Annotated in this window: 19 protein-coding genes; 8 read left to right on the forward strand and 11 right to left on the reverse strand. The window is 61.6% G+C overall.

Going from position 1 to position 21,454, the window contains the following annotated elements; all coding sequences use genetic code 11:
- Positions 1-84 precede the first annotated feature (84 nt).
- The 4 genes from AC1DWG_RS08625 (at position 85) to AC1DWG_RS08640 (ending at position 4,046) form a co-directional block, all read left to right on the forward strand.
- The gene (locus AC1DWG_RS08625; RefSeq protein WP_477787642.1) at positions 85-1,908 is read left to right on the forward strand and encodes a glycoside hydrolase family 15 protein; all 1,824 of its coding nucleotides are present in this window, start codon (positions 85-87) and stop codon (positions 1,906-1,908) included.
- A gap of 177 nt (positions 1,909-2,085) precedes the next feature.
- Complete coding sequence (locus AC1DWG_RS08630) at positions 2,086-2,475, forward strand: hypothetical protein (protein ID WP_458370074.1); 390 nt, start codon at positions 2,086-2,088, stop codon at positions 2,473-2,475.
- A gap of 11 nt (positions 2,476-2,486) precedes the next feature.
- Positions 2,487-3,119: a BRCT domain-containing protein gene (locus tag AC1DWG_RS08635; protein WP_477753891.1), complete on the forward strand. Its 633-nt coding sequence runs from the start codon at positions 2,487-2,489 to the stop codon at positions 3,117-3,119.
- A 24-nt stretch (positions 3,120-3,143) separates the two neighbouring features.
- The gene (locus tag AC1DWG_RS08640) at positions 3,144-4,046 is read left to right on the forward strand and encodes an alpha/beta fold hydrolase (RefSeq protein WP_477753892.1); all 903 of its coding nucleotides are present in this window, start codon (positions 3,144-3,146) and stop codon (positions 4,044-4,046) included.
- On the opposite strand, the gene AC1DWG_RS08645 is transcribed toward AC1DWG_RS08640, so the two are convergent.
- Positions 4,015-4,998 (reverse strand): GlxA family transcriptional regulator, encoded by a 984-nt coding sequence (locus AC1DWG_RS08645; RefSeq protein ID WP_477787643.1) that lies wholly within the window; start codon positions 4,996-4,998, stop codon positions 4,015-4,017. The two genes, AC1DWG_RS08640 and AC1DWG_RS08645, sit on opposite strands and share 32 nt — an antisense overlap.
- 88 nt (positions 4,999-5,086) lie before the next feature.
- On the opposite strand from AC1DWG_RS08645, the gene inhA reads away from it, so the two are divergent.
- Positions 5,087-5,773 (forward strand): isonitrile hydratase, encoded by a 687-nt coding sequence (gene inhA, locus AC1DWG_RS08650; protein WP_477777755.1) that lies wholly within the window; start codon positions 5,087-5,089, stop codon positions 5,771-5,773.
- A gap of 267 nt (positions 5,774-6,040) precedes the next feature.
- Here the strand turns inward: inhA and AC1DWG_RS08655 are convergent, their stop codons facing one another.
- Positions 6,041-6,547: an SRPBCC family protein gene (locus AC1DWG_RS08655; protein ID WP_477753895.1), complete on the reverse strand. Its 507-nt coding sequence runs from the start codon at positions 6,545-6,547 to the stop codon at positions 6,041-6,043.
- Between the two features lie 196 nt (positions 6,548-6,743).
- Here AC1DWG_RS08655 and AC1DWG_RS08660 point away from each other — a divergent pair, with 196 nt between their 5' ends.
- Together AC1DWG_RS08660 and AC1DWG_RS08665 are read left to right on the forward strand one after the other, a co-directional pair.
- The gene (locus AC1DWG_RS08660) at positions 6,744-7,142 is read left to right on the forward strand and encodes a GFA family protein (protein ID WP_477765154.1); all 399 of its coding nucleotides are present in this window, start codon (positions 6,744-6,746) and stop codon (positions 7,140-7,142) included.
- 65 nt (positions 7,143-7,207) lie between these two features.
- Positions 7,208-7,612 carry a lysozyme inhibitor LprI family protein gene (locus tag AC1DWG_RS08665; protein WP_477765153.1) on the forward strand — a complete coding sequence of 135 codons (405 nt, stop codon included), beginning with the start codon at positions 7,208-7,210 and terminating at the stop codon, positions 7,610-7,612.
- Positions 7,613-7,732: 120 nt separating this feature from the next.
- Here the strand turns inward: AC1DWG_RS08665 and peaD are convergent, their stop codons facing one another.
- The 4 genes from peaD to peaA form a co-directional block, all read right to left on the reverse strand.
- On the reverse strand, positions 7,733-8,851 hold the full coding sequence (peaD, locus tag AC1DWG_RS08670; protein WP_477765152.1) for a quinohemoprotein amine dehydrogenase subunit beta: 1,119 nt from the start codon (positions 8,849-8,851) through the stop codon (positions 7,733-7,735).
- A 21-nt stretch (positions 8,852-8,872) separates the two neighbouring features.
- Positions 8,873-9,196, reverse strand: coding sequence for a quinohemoprotein amine dehydrogenase subunit gamma (gene qhpC / locus AC1DWG_RS08675; protein WP_008016081.1), 324 nt, complete (start codon positions 9,194-9,196; stop codon positions 8,873-8,875).
- A 1-nt stretch (position 9,197) separates the two neighbouring features.
- Positions 9,198-10,628 (reverse strand): quinohemoprotein amine dehydrogenase maturation protein, encoded by a 1,431-nt coding sequence (gene peaB, locus AC1DWG_RS08680; protein ID WP_477765151.1) that lies wholly within the window; start codon positions 10,626-10,628, stop codon positions 9,198-9,200.
- A gap of 92 nt (positions 10,629-10,720) precedes the next feature.
- Positions 10,721-12,301, reverse strand: a complete 1,581-nt coding sequence (gene peaA / locus AC1DWG_RS08685; protein WP_477787644.1) for a quinohemoprotein amine dehydrogenase subunit alpha — start codon at positions 12,299-12,301, stop codon at positions 10,721-10,723.
- Positions 12,302-12,868: 567 nt separating this feature from the next.
- On the opposite strand from peaA, the gene AC1DWG_RS08690 reads away from it, so the two are divergent.
- On the forward strand, positions 12,869-14,359 hold the full coding sequence (locus tag AC1DWG_RS08690; protein WP_477765149.1) for an aldehyde dehydrogenase family protein: 1,491 nt from the start codon (positions 12,869-12,871) through the stop codon (positions 14,357-14,359).
- A gap of 123 nt (positions 14,360-14,482) precedes the next feature.
- On the opposite strand, the gene qhpG is transcribed toward AC1DWG_RS08690, so the two are convergent.
- The 5 genes from qhpG to AC1DWG_RS08715 form a co-directional block, all read right to left on the reverse strand.
- Positions 14,483-15,778: a flavin-dependent monooxygenase QhpG gene (qhpG, locus tag AC1DWG_RS08695; RefSeq protein WP_477787645.1), complete on the reverse strand. Its 1,296-nt coding sequence runs from the start codon at positions 15,776-15,778 to the stop codon at positions 14,483-14,485.
- Complete coding sequence (qhpE, locus tag AC1DWG_RS08700; RefSeq protein WP_477787646.1) at positions 15,775-16,452, reverse strand: subtilisin-like serine protease QhpE; 678 nt, start codon at positions 16,450-16,452, stop codon at positions 15,775-15,777. Before qhpE ends, qhpG begins: the two co-directional genes overlap by 4 nt.
- Positions 16,442-18,160, reverse strand: a complete 1,719-nt coding sequence (locus AC1DWG_RS08705; protein ID WP_477787647.1) for an ABC transporter ATP-binding protein — start codon at positions 18,158-18,160, stop codon at positions 16,442-16,444. The genes qhpE and AC1DWG_RS08705 overlap by 11 nt, the downstream gene beginning before the upstream one ends.
- Positions 18,160-20,064, reverse strand: a complete 1,905-nt coding sequence (locus AC1DWG_RS08710; protein WP_477787648.1) for a sigma-54-dependent Fis family transcriptional regulator — start codon at positions 20,062-20,064, stop codon at positions 18,160-18,162. Before AC1DWG_RS08710 ends, AC1DWG_RS08705 begins: the two co-directional genes overlap by 1 nt.
- A 259-nt stretch (positions 20,065-20,323) precedes the next feature.
- On the reverse strand, positions 20,324-21,349 hold the full coding sequence (locus AC1DWG_RS08715; RefSeq protein WP_477787649.1) for a histone deacetylase family protein: 1,026 nt from the start codon (positions 21,347-21,349) through the stop codon (positions 20,324-20,326).
- Between the last annotated feature and the right edge of the window lie 105 nt (positions 21,350-21,454).

Raw genomic sequence — 21,454 nt, forward strand, 5'->3', positions numbered from 1 at the left:
CAACTCACCCCCCTCGCCAAGTGAACTCTCGGCCACCCAAACCAGTCAGCTGATTAGGCCCCCGGTTCCCGGAGTTTCGCGACAATGGCTGATCCCCCTGAACGCCAAAGCCCCATCGACGCCCACGGCATCATCGGCGACATGCGCAGTGCGGCGCTGGTCAATGACAAAGGCAGTGTGGATTTTTTCTGCTGGCCGGAATTCGACAGTCCGTCGATCTTCTGCTCACTGCTGGACACCCCCGAGGCGGGGATTTTCCAGTTGTCGCCGGACTTGCCCGATGCCCGCCGCGAACAGATTTACCTGCCCGACACCAATGTGCTGCTGAGCCGCTGGCTCAGTGATCGCGCCGTGGTCGAAGTCACCGATCTGCTGCCCGTCGGCGACACCGAAGATGACCTGCCGCTGCTGATGCGGCGGATCCGTGTGGTCAGCGGCAGCGCCACTTTCCACATGCGTTGCGCTGTGCGCCATGACTACGCCCGTGCCACGACCCACGCACGCGTGGACAAACGGGACGTGATCTTCGAGGCCGACAGTCAACCGTCGCTGCGGCTATCTTCGGATCAGGCCTTACGCATCGACGCCAATGTGGCGGTCGCCGAATTCACCCTCGAGCAAGACCAGACAGGCCAGTTCCTGCTCGGCGCCGTCAACGATGCTCGCTTCAAGGAAGGCGCAGCCGAACTGTGCCTGGAGCGCACCCTGAAGTTCTGGCACGACTGGATCGGTCAGTCCAACTACCGCGGCCGCTGGCGCGAAATGGTCAACCGCTCGGCCCTGGCGATGAAGCTGCTGACCTCGCGCAAACACGGCGCGATTCTCGCCGCCGCGACGTTCGGCCTGCCGGAAAGCCCCGGTGGCAAACGCAACTGGGACTATCGCTTCACCTGGATCCGCGACGCCTCCTTCACTGTCTATGCGTTCATGCGCCTGGGCTTCGTCGAAGAGGCCAACGCCTACATGCGCTGGTTGCGCGGGCGGGTCAGCGATTGCCATGGCAAACCGATGAAACTCAACATCCTGTACGCCATCGACGGTCGCCAGGAATTACCCGAGGTCGAGCTGCCGCACCTGTCCGGCCATGCTGGCGCACAACCGGTGCGCATCGGCAATCAGGCCTACGAACAGGTCCAGCTCGACATTTTTGGCGAGCTGATGGACGCGATCTACCTGGTCAACAAATACGGCGAAGCCATTTCCCATGAAGGCTGGAAACACACGGTGGAAGTGGTGGATCAGGTCTGCGTAACCTGGGAGCAAAAGGATGTCGGCATCTGGGAAATGCGCGGCGGGCAATACCATTTCCTGCATTCACGGCTGATGTGCTGGGTCGCCCTGGACCGCGCCATCCGCCTCGCCTCAAAACGTTCGCTGCCGGCACCGTTCGCACGTTGGGACCAGACCCGTCAGGCGATCTACGCCGACATCTGGGAGAACTTCTGGAATGAAGAGCGCGGGCATTTCGTCCAGCACATCGGCGGCACCGGCCTGGACGGTTCGATGCTGCTGATGCCGCTGGTGCGTTTCGTCAGCGCCCGCGACCCGCGCTGGCTGGCGACCCTGCAAGCCATCGAAAAGAGCCTGGTGCGCGACGGCATGGTCTACCGCTACCGCAACGACGACAGCCAGATCGACGGCCTGCCCGGCAGCGAAGGCGCCTTCGCCGCGTGCTCGTTCTGGTACGTCGAATGCCTGGCCCGCGCCGGCCAGCTGGACAAGGCTCACCTGGAGTTCGAACAGTTGCTCAGGTACGCCAACCCGCTGGGGTTGTATGCCGAAGAGCTCGACAGCCATGGGCGGCACATGGGCAACACACCGCAAGCGCTGACGCACCTGGCGTTGATCAGTGCGGCGTGTTTTCTGGACCGGAGGTTGAGTGGGGAGAAAAACGTCTGGCAGCCGTGAGTACAAGCTTCCAACACCATCCACAGGTTTCGCAAACTTAGCCCTACACTTTTTAAACACCTGCCGTCAGCAAACACCCCCGAAATTACCCTTTGCCAGCCACTACATCCCCACCTAACATCCTTGCTCAACGGGTACAGCGGAGCTGTCCAGCCTCCCCGAATTCAAGGAACCAGAATGACCCAACGCATCCAACGCAGTATCGATTCCCCGCTCCGAACCGGTTTGAACCGCGAAGAACTCTGGGAGGCCGGTGACAAGGGCTTGATCAAATGCTGGGAAGTCGGCCGTCAGCGCGCCGCCCGCTTCCCTGACCTCGCCCGACAGTGCCTCGCCGGCGAGTTGCCGGTACTAGGCTGGAAAGGTGGCGTGAGCCGCAGCCTGAAGAAACTCGAAAAATATGGCTCCCTCAAATACCTCGCACAGTGGCAAGGGTTGCGTGGGGAAGACCTGGACGTGGATCTGGCACAGGAACGAGCACTGACATGTACTCGGACCGGCATGGTGGTGACGTTTACGCCGGATCGGGCGAAGTATTTCAATCAAATAGCGGAAGTTGAATCCTAGGAGCATGGACGATGGTCGATTTGCATCAGGAATTTCAAAACAGTGGATTCTTCCACGAAGCACGCATTGATAAACGTTCAGCCGACGCGCTGGTAGGCATTGCGGCTGGACTCGCTGCCGATGGCAAGATCAACCAGCAGGAAGCCGAGTTTCTCAAGAGCTGGATCGAAGTTCATTTGTGTCATCTGGGTGATCCAGTCGTGAACATCCTCTATAAACGCCTCTCCAACATGCTGAGTGATGGCGTGCTGGACTCCGAAGAATCGGCTGAGCTACTGGACATGCTGCACCAGTTTGCAGGTCTGCCGATTGGCTCTGACCAGATCTTCACAACTCCTTGCTGTCTTCCACTCGATAACCCTGCACCCGCACTGAACTGGATTGATCGGGTTTTCCTGTTCACCGGAGTTATGGCTTACGGTCCGCGCAAAGAATGCGAGTCGCTGATAGTCGAACGCGGCGGCCTGATTGGTGGCTCGGTCAGCAAAAAAATCAACTATCTGGTGGTTGGCAGCATCGGAAACGATCAATGGCTTCATAGCACTTATGGCACCAAGATCAAAAAAGCCGTTGAACTGAGAGAGAGCGGTGTTCCTATCGCGATCATCAGTGAAGAACACTGGCAAAGGGTGCTGTTCGGGTAACACAACTATCGGCACCAAGGGGGGATGATGATTGAGCAGCCACTAAAGACCGTCCGCACGTCACAACTCGACATTGCCTACGAAGAACACGGCCCCGCTACCGGCGACCCGGTCATCCTGCTTCATGGCTTTCCCTATTCACCGCGCGCCTACGACGAAATCGCCCCTGCTCTCGCCGCTAAGCGTTACCGCGTGATCGTCCCGTATCTGCGGGGATACGGCCCGACGCGCTTCATCAGAGCCGATACGCTGCGCTCTGGCCAGCAAGCCGCCCTTGCCCAGGATTTGCTTGACCTGATGGATGCCCTTTCCATTAAACAGGCGTCCCTCTGTGGCTACGATTGGGGCGGTCGGGCGGCGTGCATTGTGGCGGCACTGTGGCCGGAACGGGTGCGCTGCCTGGTTACGGGCGATGGCTATAACCTTCAGGACATCCCCCATTCGACACTGCCTCTGGCTCCTGAGGCCGAGCATCGCTATTGGTATCAGTACTATTTCCACACACCTCGTGGCGTCGCGGGCCTGACCGAAAATCGCCACGCTTTTTGCGAATTGCTCTGGAAACTGTGGTCACCCACCTGGGCCGACAACGCTGCACGCTATCCGTTGAGCGCCCCGGCCTTCGATAACCCGGATTTCGTCGACGTTGTGATTCACTCCTACCGCCACCGTTTCATGTATGCCCTTGGCGATCCGACGCTGGAATGGATGGAGCAGGCCCTGAGCAAACAGCCGAGTATCAGCGTACCGACGATTTCCTTGTGCGGTGCCGATGATGGCGTCGGTCCCGCGGAAGAAATCGACGAAGATATCAGGCATTTCACCGGCTCCTATGAGCGTCGAGTACTGGCAGGCGTTGGCCACAACATTCCCGAAGAAGCGTCAGAAGCAACACTCAAGGCGCTATTGGATCTGCTCCAGCACTGACCGAAAACCGCTCCCGATAAGCCTGCGGCGTCACGCCCATGGCCCGCAGGAAACTGCGGCGCAGGGTTTCTTCGCTGCCGAAGCCGCATTGCACCGCCACCCGTTTGATCGGCACGCCAGTATCGCTGAGCAAACGCCGTGCGGTTTCGACGCGGATCAGTTCGATGGCCCGGGCCGGGGTCTGGCCGGTGTCGGCGCGGTAGTGGCGCACGAAGCTGCGTTCGCTCATGCCGGCCTGCAAGGCCAGGGTCGGGATGCCAAGGTCGTGGGTCAGGTTTTCGCTGATCCAGGCGTGAAGTTCGTCGAAACGGTTGCCTTCCTGTTGCAGGGACAGGGTCACGCTGAATTGCGACTGGCCACCCGGACGCTTGAGAAACACCACCAGTTGCCGGGCGACCTCCAGGGCCATGTTGCGCCCCAGGTCCTGTTCGACCATGGCCAATGCCAGGTCGATACCGGCAGTCACTCCGGCCGAGGTCCAGACCGGACCGTCGTTGATGAAGATCGGATTGGGCTCGACCTGCAAGCGCGGGTGCTGCTGCGCCAGTTGCTCGCAACGGGTCCAGTGGGTGACCACGCGCCGGCCATCGAGCCAGCCGCTGGCTGCCAGCAGAAACGCACCAGTGCACACCGAAGAAACCCGCCGGCAGCCATGGGCATGTTCGCGCACCCAGGCGACCAGCGGCGCATCTTGCGCCGCTGCGTAAACGCCCCAGCCACCGGCGATGATCAGAGTATCGCTGCCCCCATCCGGCAAAGGTTCGGCCAACAGCGCCAACCCCGCCGACGACATCACCGCCCCGCCGCCGCTGGCAATCACCGTCGGCGTGTAGGGTCGCGGCAGGCCTTGCTGACGGGCAATGTCGTTGGCCGAAGCGAATACCTGCAGCGGCCCGGTGACGTCGAGCAATTGCACGTTGGCGAAAGCGAGTACATGGATGGTTTTCGACATTTGGCGTAATTCGTGGGGATATTGGCGTATGCGCCAAAGCCTACGAGCCTACAGTCAAACCGTCCACCCACTTCACGAGAAAAACACCATGACGTTGCAGATCGGTTTTCTGTTGTTTCCACAGGTTCAGCAGCTGGACCTGACCGGCCCATATGACGTGCTGGCCTCGCTGCCGGATGTGAAAGTGCATCTGATCTGGAAAGACCTGATGCCGGTCACCGCCAGCACCGGCCTGCTGTTGAAACCGACCACCACCTTCGATGATTGCCCGGCACTGGACGTGATCTGCGTGCCCGGTGGCAGTGGCGTCGGGCCGTTGATGGAAGATGACCAGACCCTGGACTTTCTCAAGGCACAGGCCGCCAACGCCCGCTACATCACGTCGGTGTGTACCGGCGCACTGGTGCTGGGCGCGGCGGGATTGCTCAAAGGCAAACGCGCCACCACTCACTGGGCATATCACGAACTGCTCAAGCCGCTGGGCGCAATCGCGGTGAAAGACCGGGTGGTTCGCGACGGCAATCTGTTGACCGGTGGCGGCATCACCGCCGGTATCGACTTCGCCCTGACCCTGGCCGCCGAGCTGTTCGACCAGGCCACCGCCGAACTGGTGCAGCTGCAACTGGAATACGCCCCGGCCCCGCCGTTTACCGCGGGCAGCCCCGAGACGGCCCCGGCCAGTGTGCTGGAGGAGGCTCGCCAGCGGGCTGCCGGTTCATTGAAGCTGCGGGCGCAGATCACCGAGCGCGCGGCGGCGAAACTCGACCGACAGTGAAAAAAATGGCGGCGGGAACCCGGTTCCTGCCGCCACGACTTTTCATGCGCGCAAAAAAAACCCGCCGAAGCGGGTTTTTCCAAGACCATGACGACTCCTTGTCGTAGCGTTCCTTGCAGATGGTCGATCATCCGTGATCCTGAGCACATCCTGTGCTTCAGTGGGTGAAGCGAGATTACGCATCGGATCCAATTTATAACAGACGACATCGCTACCATCGTGTGTAAGACATTCGCTATAAACCACCTTCCAAAACCCTTAAACGCCTCAGGTTTCGAGCCGACTTCCGCCACTCTGTTGCTCGTGGGACTTGGCATTATCGATCAAAAACTGCTCGATATTGTTCATTTGCTCTTCCCAGCCACGACTGTCCATGCGGAAAGCCCTTTCGCGACGGGCCTGGGGAATGTGATCGAAACCGGACTCGGAGACTTTGAGCAATGTGCCGTTGTCCATGTCTTCGAGCTCGAATTTCACCAGTGTGGTGGGCTCCTGGGAGTAATCGACTTCCGGTTTCACGGCATAAGGGTGCCAGCGAAACGAAAACAGCCGTTCCGGCTCGACTCGCTCCACCAGTACGTTCCAGCGCAAATGCTCATAACCGGGGTAGGTAACCTGCCCCTGGGTCCACTCGCCTGCCACAAAACGCTTGCCCTCCAGCGCCACGCCAAACCACTGTCCGAACATTTCGGCATTGGCCAGCACGCGCCAGACCTGTGAACGCTTGGCCTTGAGCAGGATTTTCCTTTCGATGCGATCAGATGCTGGGTTCATAAGTCACCTCCTGTACTGGAACAGTAGTCAGTAAGACCACACGACCACCCCTAAAGTTGTACCAATCGGGATGTGCAATCAACCATGCCCGAGACATTCGATTGCATTTGTGCGGATAGTTCTGGGGCAATCACAAAGCCAGAGGGTCGAAACTGCTAACGTTCTCCCTCGAAACAGCATCGAAAAGGATAGCGCCATGAAAAAATTGCGCGGCAGTTGCCTGTGCAAAGCCATCGAATACCAGCTCGACAGCCTCGACATGCCCATCAGCCACTGTCATTGCCAAACCTGCCGCAAGGCACACGCAGCCGCTTTTGCATCGACCGCCGGGGTCATGCGCGAGCATTTTCGCTGGACCAAAGGCCAGGATCGCCTGAGCCGCTACGAATCGTCACCGGGCAAGTTTCGGTATTTCTGTTCGGCCTGCGGTTCACACCTGATAGCCGAACGGCTGGCCCAGCCGCACGTGATTGTTCGTGTGGCGACACTGGATACCGATCCGCAGATGACGCCACAGGTGCATATCTGGACATCCCATGAGCAGCCTTGGCTTGAATATGAGTCGGTAAAAAAGTACCCGCAATGGCAGGCGTAGATGGCTGAACGTCCCACAGCGCTACACTGCCCCCCAAACTTCCCCTGTCACAGCGAGGTTCTGCCATGCACGCACGCTTTCTCCTGGCACTGACGCCTTTGTTGTTCACCTCCCTGGCCCATGCTGCCGTGAACTGCGACAACGCCACCGACCAGGCCACGATGAACCAGTGCGCGGCGCAGCAGCATGCGGCGGCGGACAAGGAGTTGAATGCGCTGTACCAGCAGATCACTTCGCGACTCAAGAGCAACCCGGACAGCAAGAAGCAGTTGGTGGGTGCGCAGCGGTCGTGGATTGCGTTTCGCGATGCCGAGTGCAAGTTCTCGGCGTCCGGGGTGGAAGGCGGGAGTGTGTATCCGCTGATCTACAGCAATTGCGTGACGGAATTGACCAAGGCGCGGGTGGAGACGTTCAAGACTTACCTGAAGTGTCAGGAGGGGGATTTGGGGTGTCCGGTGCCGGGGGTTTGATTTTGTGCTGTTCTTGAGGGCCTCTTCGCGGGCAAGCCCGCTCCTACAGTGGATTTGTGGTGTTCACGAAAACCTGTAGGAGCCGGCTTGCCGGCGAAGGCGTCAGGTCAGGCGCCGCAATTACCGGACAAATATCTGCGCCGTGGTAATTGCCATGTCCCCGCCCGGCAACTTGATGCTGCCCGTCTGCTTCAGGCTGTCGGCATCGAAGATCGCCACGTCGTTGAACGTCCCCGCCAGGTAAATCTTGCTGCCGTCCTTGTTGAAGGAAATGCAGTAGTAGGAATGATCCAGTGTGGCGGACTGGAGCATTTTCTTCTGTTTGATGTCGTACTTGGCCAAGCGGTTGAGCACGCCAAACATCAGGTTCGGGTCTTTGGGCGAGCGCATGCCGCTGAAGTAGATTTCGGTCAAGGGCCCGAAGTCGGTGGTTTCGGTCTTGCCGGTCTTCAGGTCGACGCTGAACAGGCCGTACAGGTATTCGGCGGTGGCCGGGTCCTGTTTCTTGTCCTTGAACTTCGCCGCGGTGTACAGCAGCGAGAAGTCATGCCGATACGTCTGCTGGTTCCACACGTAGAGCACGTCTGGCGCGCTGTAGTTCGGGCGTTTCCAGTGACGGCTGGGGATCAGCACGTCGAACTTGCCGGTTTGCACATTGACCTTGTAGACATCTGCCCCCGCCACATACAAGGTGCCATCGTTGCCACTCTGCATGATGGTCAGTTGCCGCGGTGCCGGGAAACTGCGCACCGGCTTGGCGTCCATACCGGCATCGGTCTTGTACACGTCGAGCCGTGGCTGCTGCACTTCGTAGCGATCATTCATCATCAGCGTCGGGTTGGCGACGGTGTACAGCTCCTTGCCGTCGTGGCTGAGGGTGAAGGCGAACATCGACTTCGCTTTCTCCCCCGGTTTCTGGGTGATGCTGGCGTGGAACACCTGCTTGCAGCTGTCCAGTTCGACACCGTAGACATCCGCATAGTGATTGTTCAGCACGTAGGCGGTCTTGCGGTCCGGCGACAGTTGCACGGTGCCGGGGCCGAAGGCATCGGGCATCTTGCAGGTCTTGAACAGGGTGTCGGTGGCCAGGTCGATCACGTGCAGGTTGTTGGGGTAATTGGTGGTCAACATGTATTCGTGACCGGCTTGCAACGCAGTGTTTTCATCGGCCAGAACACTGACCGAACAGCTGCTCAGGACGGCGAACGCGGCCAGGCCGCAGGCTTTGATGTTGTGCATGCTGGAATCCTTCTTCTGTGATCACTTGTCTTTGGGGAAGACAGTGCCGAGGTTGCGCCAGTTGTCGTTGGACGCCTGGGCATCCTTGTTCCAGTCCGGGTAGGTGCTCATCATGTCGGGCACCTGGGCCGGCCACCAGCAAGGGTCGGAGCAACCGTAGAGGTCGGCCTCCATCGGCTGGCACAGCGACGACACACCGCCAAACGCATCGATTTCCCAGCCCGGGTCGGTGGTCGAGGCACAGCCCGCCACGGAACTCATGGCCACCACTTCTTCAATGCGGTTTTCATCCGCGGCCTGATCCAGCTTCAACGCTTTGTTATTGATTGCCTTGAGATGTTTCATATCAGTGAGCCTTGCGCGGAGTGATGTAGCTGCTGATGAACGCAGGGTTATTGGCCATGATCCGGGTGTAGACCTCGATGCCGAAGTCGACCCAGTCACGCATCAGTTCGCAGTAGTGATAGGTCGGATGCGTCGGGTCGCCGTAGCGGGCGTAGCTCTCGTGGTAGCAGCCTCCGGAGCACAGGTTGCGGATCTGGCAGTCCTCGCAACCGGTGTTGGTGCGATCCAGACGCTGGGACAGGAAGTCGTTCAACTCCACCTGTTTCACGCCGCTGTGGACGTTGCCGAAGGTCGGCAGACTCGAACCGGTAAAGCGGTGGCACAGGTTCAGCTCGCCCTTGTGATCGACCGCCAGCATCTTCAGGCCCGCGCCGCACGGTAGGGCTTTTTTGTGGCCTTCGTGGATGTCGGTGATCAACTGGTGCAGGTTGGAGAAGCCAATGTTGCGATGCTCCAGCGCCGCTTCCAGGTAACGCCGACCGAGCTTCTTCATGTTGGCGAAGACTTCGATCAGCTCGTCACTGGTCAGGTTGAACGTGCTGATATCGCCGGAGGTCACTGGGGCGAAACCGACTTCGGCAAAACCCAGTTCATTGAACAGGTGATCCCAGATGGTTTCGACGTCGGTCACGCCGGTGGTCAGAGTCACCCGCGCGCCCACCGGGCGACTGTTGTAGCGCGACAGCAACATCTCGGCCTTGCGCCGCACCACGTCGTACGTGCCCTGCCCGCCCACGGTGATGCGGTTGCGGTCGTGCACGGTTTTCGGCCCGTCGATGCTCACTGACAAACCAAAGCGGTGGGCATTGAGGTAGTCCACGGTTTCTTCGGTGAGCAGCGTGGCGTTGGTGGTCATCACGAACTCGACGAACTTGCCGGCCTCGCGAAAACGCTTCTCGCAATAGTCGACCATGTACTCGATCAGCTTGCGGTTGCTCAGCGGTTCGCCGCCGAAGAACACCACGGTGAAACGCTCTTCGTCCGGGGATTCGCGCAGCAGCATTTCCACCGAGGCAATCGCCGTCTCGACGTCCATCTTCTTGCCGGCCGAGGGCTTGTCGAGGTCTTCCTTGTAGCAATAGGTACAGCTCAGGTTGCAGCCGGTGTTGACGTTGAGTACCACGGTATTGATCGCCGTGCGCTCGACGCGCTTGGTGGCGATGTCCGGGGTCAGCGGCGAACCGTCGCTGACCAGTTCCAGGGCCATCAGCTCGCGCAGGGTCTCGGTGATTTCCTCGCCGTTGAAACGCGCGGCCAGGCGCTGGATCAGGTCGTCCGAGGAGCAGCCAGGGCCGCGCAGGGTATCGATGATGGTGCCCGTCAGTTCATCGCTGGCGAACAGCGAACTGCTGGGGATGTGAAACAGCATGCGGTCGGCATCGACCTGCACTTCGTGCAGGTTGCGTTCGACCAGATTCAAGATAGCGCCCATTGCCAACCTCCTGTGCAAGCCCCGGTCTGCGGGGCTTGCGGTCATTCCGAAAAGTGTCTGAAAACGTTTTCAGCCAAGCTCACGTTTCAACATCACGGAATGGGTGGATTGTTCCAGCGTTGCACGGTCACGATCATGTGGCCTTCGCCGGTCAGGGATTTCCCAGCGTCGTCGACGGCGGCGATCACCTTGAGGTTGCCGGCATTGTTGGTGGACATCTTGCGTGCCGGGTTCGGTCCGGCATCGCCCGGGGTGAACACGCCCGCGTCGGCCTGCATGGTGCCGGCGAACTTGACGTCTTCGTCTTCCTTGGCGCGGTCGTCGAAGGCTTCGACTTTCCATTGCGCCGGGAACACGCCGATGCGATACGGCTTGCCGTCAGCGCCCTTGCCCCAGGCTTCCGCGTCGAAACGGCCCTGGACCTTTGGCGTCGAACCGCCGCCCTCGCCGATCCGCGCCACCGAAAATTCCGGCACCACTTTGACCGAAGCGATCTTGCTGTACACCGACAGGCTCGGGCCTTTCAGCGTGCCGACGCTGACCGCGCGTGCACCCGGTTGGGCATTGGCGGCGGCCTTGAGTTTGACTTTGATCTGCTGCGGGCTATGCGAGACCACTTCGAGCACTTCCACGCCTTTGCCAAAGTTCGGCTTACCGGCCAGGCCACTGCCGATCAGGGTCACTTCGGTTTCACTGCCGGCCTTCAGGTAGCCCGGTTGCACCGCCAGCAAACGCTGGGAACCCTGTTTGGCGGCGACGAAGTCCAGGCCACGCTCGTCGTGCTCGGCCTCAAACATCCGGCCCTGCATCGCATTGCCCTGGGCGGCGAACACCTGGCGCATGGTCACGCCATCGATGGTCACGTTGCCGCGCCATTCGTAGCCGGTGTAGAGAATCGCACTGCCGTCGCCATTGAACGGGCTGCCGTCGGCGTACTGGCCCTTGACGCTGACCTTGAAGGTGTCGCTGCCATCGGCACTCACGGTCATGACACCGGCCAGTTCACCCTTGCCCGGCAAGTGACCGCTGAAGCTCCAGTCGCCCACCAGCGCATCGGCTTTCGGCGTCACGCTCTGCCATTTTTTCCAGGCCGGATTGTCCAGCGGATAACGCTTGGCCAGCAGCGGCACCATGTCCTTGCGGGCGATGTCGAACCAGTCGCGGTCCCGGGCCAGCGCCTGATACTCCAGGGACGGCCACTGACCGAGGTGGAAGTTCACCAGGCGTTCCCACTCCTGCGCCGGACGCCGTTGCAGGGCCACCCGCGCACCGGAGTGGCAGCGGCCGCACATCTGGCTGGTCTGGTCGTCGAAGTGTTCGACGGTGTTGAGCCGACGCTCCAGCGCATAGCGCACGCCGTCGGTCTCGCTCGGCGCCAGGCCCTGGGTGTCGGCCAGGTACTTGACCAGCGTCCGGCGGTCGTCATCGCTGATCTGCAAGCCGTGCATGGTCTGCATGCGGGCGATGCTCATCAACCAGCCTTCCGGCGTTTTGCGCTGGTGGCTGATGCGGCTGAGGGCGTTATCGGCTTCGGGGGTGTGACAGCCCTGACAGGTTTCCTTGAGGATGGTCTGGGCGTCGCGGGCTGCCAGGCTATGAGGCGAATGCAGCGCTACACAAGCGGCTACGGCCAGCAGGCTGGCGCTCATGCCTGATCGGAGTTTTCTCTTCATCAACGTCGAACCTCGCACGGTGCGTTCTTATTTTTGTGGCTTATCGTTTTTATGGTTTCTGCCGCCGGCTTTGATCCGCTGACGGAGGCAAGAGAAACGTCTGAGATGAGCAATACACGGAGCGTGCCAGCTTGCGAATACCTCAATGAATCAATGATTTGCCGGAATCGGCGGGAGTTTTTCCAGTCATGCCATCGCGGCAACACGTTCAATTTCGCGACAACTGTTGCACTCTGAGACGAGCATAGGTGAGCGTGCGGCGGGCGGATGACCTTCTATCAATTCACCCGGCTTTTGTAGGAGCTGGCTTGTCGGGTCGCCGCATCGCAGCGATGGTCGTTAACGATAACGCGTGATGACTGGTTCAACGCGGCGCATTCGAGTCCATCGCTGGCAAGCCAGCTCCTACAGGACGCTACGAGTGTGTCAGCGACGTCTCAGTTTGCGACAGTCCTGCGCTCGTTCAAGAGCTGCTTTTTCCGCCAAAGCCTGCTAACACGGCGCTTTTGGCAAACTGGCACAACCGTTGCGAAAGACCTCGCCACACGAACAAGACGAGGTTTCAACATGTCGCTCCCAAACCTGCTTCCCGCCACTTCGGCGTTTATCCAACGCGCCCCGCGCATGCTGATCGGCGGTGACTGGGTCGAGGCCGCCGACGGCCAGACCATGCCCCTGCACAACCCGGCCACCGGTGAGGTGCTGTGCGTGGTGCCACGGGCAACGCCGGAAGATGTCGACCGCGCCGTTCTCGCCGCCCGCCAGGCGTTCGACGATTCAGCCTGGGCCCGCACCCGTCCCCGGGAGCGGCAGAACCTGTTGTGGAAACTCGCCGACCTGATGCAGCGCGACGCCGAGCTGCTGGCGCAACTGGAATGCCTGAACAATGGTAAGAGCGCGGCGGTGGCCCAGGTGATGGACGTGCAACTGGCCATCGACTTCCTGCGCTACATGGCCGGTTGGGCGACCAAGATCGAAGGCTCCACGGTTGACGTGTCGGCACCGCTGATGCCCAACGACCAGTTCCACAGCTTCATACGTCGCGAAGCGGTGGGCGTGGTCGGCGCCATCGTTGCCTGGAACTTCCCGCTGCTGCTGGCCTGCTGGAAACTCGGCCCAGCCCTGGCCACCGGTTGTACCGTGGTGCTCAAACCCGCCGACGAAACCCCGCTGACCGCACTGAAACTCGCCGAGCTGGTGCTGGAAGCCGGGTATCCCGAAGGCGTGTTCAATGTGGTCACCGGCACCGGCATCACGGCCGGTTCGGCCCTGACTCACAACCCGCTGGTGGACAAGCTGACCTTCACCGGTTCCACCGCCGTGGGCAAGCAGATCGGCAAGATCGCCATGGATTCCATGACCCGGGTCACCCTGGAACTGGGCGGTAAATCGCCGACCATCGTCATGGCCGACGCCGACCTGAAAACCGCTGCGGCCGGGGCTGCCAGCGCGATTTTCTTCAATCAGGGCCAGGTCTGCTGCGCCGGTTCCAGGCTGTATGTGCAGCGCAAGCATTTCGACAATGTGGTGGCGGACATCAGCGACATCGCCAACGCCATGAAACTCGGCAATGGCCTGGACCCGAGCGTCGACATGGGGCCGTTGATCTCGGCGCGCCAGCAGGAGCGCGTCTACGGGTACATCGAAAAAGGCCGCGAGAGCGGTGCGACCATTGCCTGCGGCGGTGAGCAGTTCGGCCCGGGGTTCTTCGTCAAGCCGACGGTGATCGTCGATGTCGATCAGAAGCACTCACTGGTGCAGGAGGAAATCTTCGGGCCGGTGCTGGTGGCGATTCCGTTCGATGATGAGGCCGATGCATTGCGCATGGCCAATGACAGTCCGTATGGATTGGGCGCGAGTATCTGGTCCAACGACCTGGCGGCGGTGCACCGGATGATTCCACGGATCAAGTCAGGGTCAGTGTGGGTCAACTGCCACAGCGCCCTGGACCCGGCGCTGCCGTTCGGTGGCTACAAGATGTCCGGGGTCGGGCGTGAGATGGGGTATGCGGCGATCGAGCATTACACCGAGTTGAAGTCGGTGTTGATCAAGTTGTGATTCGTAGCGTCCTTTAGGCCGCCTTCGCGGGCAAGCCCGCTCCTACAGGGGATTTGTGTTCAACGCAAAACCACTGTAGGAGCGGGCTTGCCCGCGAAGAGGCCGGTCCAGGCAGCTCAAATATCAGGGTTTGAAACCTTGAGCCAACAACCAACTCCTGACCATCCTTCCCTGTTCTGTGGTTAACCCAGCCAACACCTGCTCTGCCGGTTCACTGCGCAACCGCCGCACCAACGCCGCCACCTCAATCCCCTGCACATGCCAGATGCCCAACGGCTGATCCGACGTGATCACCACCTCGGCCTCATCGACAAAACCTTCACGCAACACCGGCGCCCGTTCGATTTTCAGTGCCGCAAAATCCACCGCGGCATGGGCCACCTCGGCGTCCGGCCAACTCCGTCGTGCCTGCCAGAACGGCTGATCCGGCCAGCGCTGCTCATCGGCATAAAAATCCCGGCCGATTCGCGCAAAACGCAAAAACAACTGCTCCACCCGCTGCTGATGGAAACGCTGGGCCAAAGCCGCTCGTTCGGGTTTGCACAGCAGCGTGTTGATCACCGCCGGCGCCTGCAACGCCGAGGACAACGACTGAAAGATCCCGTTGCCCGACAGCGGGTCGACGGCCATTGCCGCATCGCCGACCCGAATCCAGTTTTCGCCACACACCTGCGGGCTCAGAATCGCCGTGCTGCTGCGGGCGTGCAGTTGTAGATCACACTCCGCTTCGCCGACAAAAAATGCGGCGGCCAGCTTCGAACCCAGGCGCCGCTGCCGGCAGTAATCGAGCAACATGGCCTTGCCCGGCAACCCGGCGCTGGCCACGTCCACCGTCCATTGCCAGTAGCACTGACCGTCGGTGCGTCGCGCCATCCACGCCCAGCCATCCTCAAGGCTTTCCACGGCACTGGCGGTGCTGCCCGGCGAGCCTTGCCAGCGATTGAGCAAGCTGACCGTCTCGGGTCCACGCAAGCCTTTGCCGATAGCGGGGGCCTGACGTCCGCGGGCCTCGACGAGAAACGGAGTGAGCAGCGGTTCGCGGCCGTCGATTTCGATTCGATGGCCATTGGTCGATGACTGAACCGTCAGCACCCGGCCTTCGATCAGCTCAACCCCCGCGAGGCGCAAATCTTCGCGCAGGCCTCGGTCAAACACCGGACGGTCGAGCAAGTATTCGATGTTCTGCGCATGCTGCTGGCCATTCCACGAGACCTGGCGCTGGGACGGCAACGCCGCATCCGCCAGTGCTTGATGCAGACCGGCGCTGCGCAAGGCTTCTAGCACCCGCACGGACACACCTTCGAGCGCCGCAAACCGGCGCCATTCGCTGATCAGCGTGACGCCATGACCCAACCGCCGCAGCCCCAGCGCGACCGCGGCCCCCGCCGGCCCGGCACCCAGAATGACGATGTCCGTCATGGCCCGATTCGCCGTTCAGGACCACGGTAACGGGCATGCTCGCGCAACCACTCGACGACTTGCTGATTGCTGGCGTCAGGCTGTTCGGCGAGGAACCCGGCGATGTGCCCGCTCAACGCAGCACAACCGAGACTCGCCCCGGATTGCCCCGGATAGGTGCCCTGCACACATGCAGCGAAATCCGCCTGGGCACTGTTGAGCCACGACCATTCCTGCTCGGCGCAGCGCGCATCACCGGTCACCCGCAACACCTGCGGATAGTTGGCCGGAAACACCCCTTCGCCCTGGGCGGGACTCGACGCACACAGCAGCACGCCCCGTGCCACCGCTGCCGCACAGGCTGCGCGCAACAGGCTGCGATCCTGGCGAAGGCCAAGGCTCAGATTGATCAGTCGCACGTCCTGCGCCAGCAGCCAGTCAATCGCCGTGGCGATCTGCAAGGCGCTGGTGACACCGCGCTGGTCGAACACCTGCGCCACGCAAAACAGCGCCGAGGGGGCACGCCGGCCGATCGCCTCGATCACCGCACTGCCATGCCCCAGCGGATCGTCGCGCAAGTCGCCCTCGGCCAGGCCGTCTTCAAGCAATGCAAAGCGCCGACCGGCGATCACTCGCACCCGTTGTGCTGCCGAGTGGCCGCTGTCCACCACACCAATGCGCAACTCAGGTTTCATGCAGCACCGTTTTCGAGGTCAGCACGCCGTCGAGCAATTCGAAACGCAGATCGGCATCGGCCAGGGTTGATGGGCGATGGCTGATCAGGATCCGCGTGCGCCCGGCAAACAAGCGGTCGATGGCGTCGATGACTTCGCGCTCGGTGGCTTCATCCACAGCGGACGTGGCTTCATCGAGCACCAGAATCAAAGGGTCCTGCAACAGCGCCCGGGCAATCGCGATGCGTTGCTTCTGCCCGCCGGACAACTGCTGGCCCCGCTCGCCCAAGGGGCTATCGAGGCCTTCGGGCAAGGACTCGATCAGGCTGTCGAGTTGCGCCAGTCGCGCCACGTCGGCAATCGCCTCGCGGCTGGCGTCCGGCACCGCGTAGGCCAGGTTGTCGGCGAGGCTGCCGCGAAACAGCACGATGTCCTGGCTGACCACCGCAATGCGCCGGCGCAACTGGAACAGATCCAGTTCGCGCACATCGACGTCACCCAGCAGGACCCGACCCGACTGCGGATCGTGGTGACGTTGCAGCAGGTCGATCAGGGTGGATTTACCCACGCCCGAGCCGCCGCTGAGGGCCACTTTCAAACCGTAGGGAATCCGCGCTTCGATGCCGCGCAGGGTCGATTGGCGGCCGGGATGGGCAAAGTGCACATTGTCGAACCAGAGGTCACCGGAACTCGGCATCGGGCGTGGCGTGACGGGCGTCGACACGGTCGGTTGTTCGCCGCGCAACTCCATGACCCGGCCGAGGCTGACGGTCATCCGCTGAATGGCAACGTAGAGCCCGAGCAGGCTTTGCACCGGCCCCACGGCCATGCCCAGGTAGGTGGAAAACGCAATCAGGGCGCCGAGCTGCCAGGTGCCCTGCACCACCCAGTAACCGCCGATCAAAAATGCGCAGGCCCGGGACAGCGAGGTCAGGGTACCGGGCACGGCCTGGGTGAAAAATTCGGTGACTTGCAGGCGCAACAACTGGCTCATGTAGCCCTGCCCCAGCGTCTCGAGGCGCCGCGCTTCGCGCTGTTGCTGGCCGGCGGACTGGATGAACTTCATCACCGGCAGCGTCTCGACCATGAACGACGACATGTCCGCCGAACGCTCGCGCAACTGCCGCACATCGCGCTCGACCTTGCGCCGCATCCAGCGCAGCCAGAGGACATCGAGGGGAATCAGCACCACCGCCAGCAGCGAGAGTTTCCAGGACAGCGTCAACAGCATCGCGATGGCAACCACCAGGCCGATCACACTGGACACGGCCGAGAACAGCGAATCCACGGCAAACCGCTGGATTTCCGCGACATCGCCATCGAGGCGCGACATCAGGTCGCCGATGCGCCGCTGGCCGTAGAAGCTCGGCGACAGGGTTTGCAAATGCCGGTAAAGGTCATCGCGCAGGGCAAACAGCATGCGCCCGGACAGGCGCGTGTGCAGGTAGCGGTTGATGCCCGACAGCGCCGTGCCCAGCAACCCGGCGACGATCATCAGCCCGGCAATCAACACCAGCATCGGGAAGTTGCGCGCCAACAGGCCATCGTCGATCAGCAGTTTGGTCAGCCACGGCTGCACCAGCACCAGCGCCGAGGCGCAGACCGACAGGCCCAACAGCCCGGCAATCGCCAGGCGATGGGGCCGCACAAAGCTGTACAGCCAGCGCAGCGACGCTTGCAGCGCCTCGGGGTTCTGGCTGTCGATCAGCCGAACGATCAGGCGCTGCATCACGAACGCAACTGTTTGAGCTTGCGATAAAGGGTCGCGCGGCTGATGCCCAGGGCGTCGGCGGCGGCCGAGACGTTGCCCTGGTGCGTGTCCAGGGACTGACGGATCAGCTCCAGCTCGTTTTCCCGGATGCTGCCGGCCTGGGGCCGTTCGCTGGCGGTCAGCTCGTCGAGCATGCTGTCGGGCAAGTGATCGAGGGTCAGCACGGTTTCATCCGGCTCGCGCATGGCCAGCGCGGTGCGCAGGACCATCTCCAGTTGGCGGATGTTGCCCGGCCAGTGATAACCGCCGAGCAAGCGATTCAGATCGTCGTGCAGGACAGCGTTGGGGGCGCCCAGTGTCGTCAGCATGCGGTTGACCAGCGCGGCGAAATCTTCGCGCTCGCGCAGGGCCGGGAGCATCACGCTGATGCCGTTGACCCGGTAGAACAGGTCCTCGCGAAAGTGTTTTTCTTCCACCAGACGCTTGAGGTCGCGATGGGTGGCGCAGATCAGCGCGACGTCGATGTCCTGCTCTTCCCCAGCGCCCAGGGGCGCGACCTTGCGATCCTGCAATACCCGCAACAGTCGGGCCTGCAAGGCCAGGGGCATGTCGCCGATTTCATCGAGGAACAAGGTGCCGCCATGGGCCTGCTGCAAGCGCCCGACCATGCCGCCCCGGCGTGAACCGGTGAACGCGCCTTCGCGATAGCCGAACAGTTCGGACTCGATCAGGCCTTCGGGAATGGCCGCGCAGTTCACTGCCACGAAGGGTTTGTCGCAGCGCGCTCCGGCCATGTGCAGGGCGCGGGCGATAACCTCTTTACCGGTGCCGGTTTCGCCCAACAACAAAACCGGCAGTTCATTGGCCAGCCCCTGGCGGGCCATGCGCAAGGCACGGGCGTAGCGCGTATTGCTGCCGGCGAGCGCTTCCAGATCCGGTTGCGCCTTGGCCGGTTTCGCGACAGTGCGCGGCGGGCTGCTGACGTTGATCGAGCGTTGCGGCGCACGCAGGGTTTTGTAGAAGAATTCACCCTTGGCGGTTTGCAGGCTGCCGGCCCCGCCCTGGTGCAGACGCRCCAACAACTGCAGGCCGTCGACTCCGAGAAACTCCTCGCAGCGTCGCCCGACCAGGGCCGAGCGCTCGGCGTTGAGCAACTGGCAGGCCTGGGCGCTGACCGCCAGGATCTGCCCGCCAAGACTCACGGCCAGCAGGCCTTGCCACGGCGATTCCAGGTATTGCCTGCGGCTGTGGAAGGCCAGGACGATTTCGTCAGGATAACTGGCGTTGAACACCCGGCTTTCAATCTGGCTGACCGCCATGGCCAGCAGCGCAGTGCTGTCGTGGGCACGGCCGAGCGGGCCTTCGCGGGTCAGGTCGAGGACGCCAAGAATGTCGCCTTGAGGGCAATGGATCGGTACCGAGGTGCAGGAAAAATCACTGAGGCGATCCAGATAATGTTCGCCGCAATCGATCAGGGTCGGCCGGGCTTCCACCAGTGCCGTGCCGAGGGCGTTGGTGCCGCGGACCGCTTCGCTCCAGCAGGCGCCCAGGGTGATGTCCTGCAGGCCGCTGCCCTTGAGACGGTCGGCGCGGCCTTCGACGGCGAGGATGGTGGCGTCGGAGTTGGCCAGGATGATCAGCCCTTCTTTGCCCTGACGCTCGGCCAGGTAATCGATCGCCGGCAACGCGGCATCGATCAATAAGCGATTGCTGGCCAACAACACGTCCAGGCTGGCACTCGATTCCAGCGCCAGCTCATGCTTGGCATTGAAATGCACGCCATGGCTCAGGCTGCGTCGCCACGAGGCATCGATTTCCGCACGCAGGACGCCATCCGGCACTTCGCCTTCCAGGTGCAGTTTTTCCCGGGCCAGCCGGGCTTCGCGATGCAGTTTGGGGGAGTTTGTTTTTATTAGCGTCATCAAGCGCTCCGGGTCGTCCGCCCTGCGCCTTCATACGTCGGCGCCCTGCCGCAATCTTTACGTTAACGTAAGGGCTATGGCAAGTGCCGTAGGGCGCTTGTGTTCCGTCAGGTGGACCGGGTTATCGTTCATCGCGGGCAAGCCCGCTCCCACAGTGTCCGAGTAGAACCGCAGATTTGTGGACGACGCGAAACCTGTGGGAGCGGCGGTGCGGCGATCCGACTTGCCCGCGAAAGCAATCTTCCAGACACCCAAGATCTCAGAGCTGCCAAACCTCAGGGCTCACAAAAAACGCCCGCGCATTATCCTCCAGACTCTCCAGGTGATACCCGCCCTCCTGCACGATCAGGCACGGCAACCCAAGGCTGCGAATCCGCTCACCGAGCACGGCAAACCCTTCGCGGGTCACCGCCACTTTGCTTTGCGGGTCCAGTTCGAAAATGTCGAAGCCCAGGGACAGCACCAGCACCTCGGCGCCAAAGTCCGTCACCGCCTTCAGTGCTACATCCAATTGCTCCAGAAAGTCGGCCTCGCTGGCGCCATGGGCCATCGGCAGGTTGAGGTTGAAACCCTCGCCCGCCCCGACACCGCGCTCATCGGCGAAACCTGCGACACCCGGATAGACGTTGGTCGGATCGCCGTGCACCGAAACGTAGAGCACGTCATCACGCTCGTAGAAGATCTCCTGAATCCCTTGCCCGTGGTGCATGTCGGTATCCAGCACCGCTACCCGCGAAAAACCGGCGCGCAATACCTGGGCGGCCACCGCCGCATTGTTCATATAACAGAAACCACCCGCCGCTTCGGCCCGGGCGTGGTGACCCGGTGGACGGCACAGGGCATACGCTGCCGGTTCACCCTCGAGCAACGCCCGGGCACCGGCGATGGCGCTTTGCGCCGACCAGTAAGCCGAACGCCAGGTTTGCTCGCCCACCGGGCAACTGCCATCGGCCAGATAGCGCGCGGCTTGCGCGAGAATTCCGCGCAGGGCATTGGGTTCGCGGACAAAGATGTTCGACATCACTTCGTCACCCCAATCTTCGGGAATCTCTTTCCAGCGCTGATGGGCTTCCTGCAAGAACGCCAGGTACGGTGCGCCGTGCACCGTCAGCAGCAGAGCGAGCCCGGCATCGGCCGGTTGCTCAACGGTAAAACCCAACGCATGAGACGCCTGCACCAGGCGCTGCGCACGCTCCGGCACTTCCTGCGGCGTACGCATCTGGCCACGGGAGTAGTAACTGCGTGGATGGTGGAGCAATTGTTCGGGGTGGAAAAAACTGCGCATGGGATAAATTCCTGTCAGCGAACGTAGGTCTTGAAACCAACCGCATCCCACTGTGGGAGCGAGCTTGCTCGCGATGAGGCCAGCACATTCAACATTGATGGCGAC

It is taken from the genome of Pseudomonas sp. P4_B3 (assembly GCF_056402295.1).

Bases quoted from the DNA above. Each gene is read 5' to 3' on its own strand.
- AC1DWG_RS08665 (WP_477765153.1), top strand. From the start codon at position 7,208: ATGCACGCACGCTTTCTCCTGGCACTGACGCCTTTGTTGTTCACCTCC.
- AC1DWG_RS08640 (WP_477753892.1), top strand. From the start codon at position 3,144: ATGATGATTGAGCAGCCACTAAAGACCGTCCGCACGTCACAACTCGAC.
- peaB (WP_477765151.1), bottom strand. From the start codon at position 10,628: ATGGGCGCTATCTTGAATCTGGTCGAACGCAACCTGCACGAAGTGCAG.
- AC1DWG_RS08625 (WP_477787642.1), top strand. From the start codon at position 85: ATGGCTGATCCCCCTGAACGCCAAAGCCCCATCGACGCCCACGGCATC.
- peaA (WP_477787644.1), bottom strand. From the start codon at position 12,301: ATGAAGAGAAAACTCCGATCAGGCATGAGCGCCAGCCTGCTGGCCGTA.
- AC1DWG_RS08705 (WP_477787647.1), bottom strand. From the start codon at position 18,160: ATGCAGCGCCTGATCGTTCGGCTGATCGACAGCCAGAACCCCGAGGCG.
- peaD (WP_477765152.1), bottom strand. From the start codon at position 8,851: ATGCACAACATCAAAGCCTGCGGCCTGGCCGCGTTCGCCGTCCTGAGC.
- AC1DWG_RS08715 (WP_477787649.1), bottom strand. From the start codon at position 21,349: ATGCGCAGTTTTTTCCACCCCGAACAATTGCTCCACCATCCACGCAGT.
- AC1DWG_RS08690 (WP_477765149.1), top strand. From the start codon at position 12,869: ATGTCGCTCCCAAACCTGCTTCCCGCCACTTCGGCGTTTATCCAACGC.
- qhpG (WP_477787645.1), bottom strand. From the start codon at position 15,778: ATGACGGACATCGTCATTCTGGGTGCCGGGCCGGCGGGGGCCGCGGTC.
- AC1DWG_RS08630 (WP_458370074.1), top strand. From the start codon at position 2,086: ATGACCCAACGCATCCAACGCAGTATCGATTCCCCGCTCCGAACCGGT.
- AC1DWG_RS08660 (WP_477765154.1), top strand. From the start codon at position 6,744: ATGAAAAAATTGCGCGGCAGTTGCCTGTGCAAAGCCATCGAATACCAG.
- qhpC (WP_008016081.1), bottom strand. From the start codon at position 9,196: ATGAAACATCTCAAGGCAATCAATAACAAAGCGTTGAAGCTGGATCAG.
- AC1DWG_RS08645 (WP_477787643.1), bottom strand. From the start codon at position 4,998: ATGTCGAAAACCATCCATGTACTCGCTTTCGCCAACGTGCAATTGCTC.
- AC1DWG_RS08655 (WP_477753895.1), bottom strand. From the start codon at position 6,547: ATGAACCCAGCATCTGATCGCATCGAAAGGAAAATCCTGCTCAAGGCC.
- qhpE (WP_477787646.1), bottom strand. From the start codon at position 16,452: ATGAAACCTGAGTTGCGCATTGGTGTGGTGGACAGCGGCCACTCGGCA.
- inhA (WP_477777755.1), top strand. From the start codon at position 5,087: ATGACGTTGCAGATCGGTTTTCTGTTGTTTCCACAGGTTCAGCAGCTG.
- AC1DWG_RS08635 (WP_477753891.1), top strand. From the start codon at position 2,487: ATGGTCGATTTGCATCAGGAATTTCAAAACAGTGGATTCTTCCACGAA.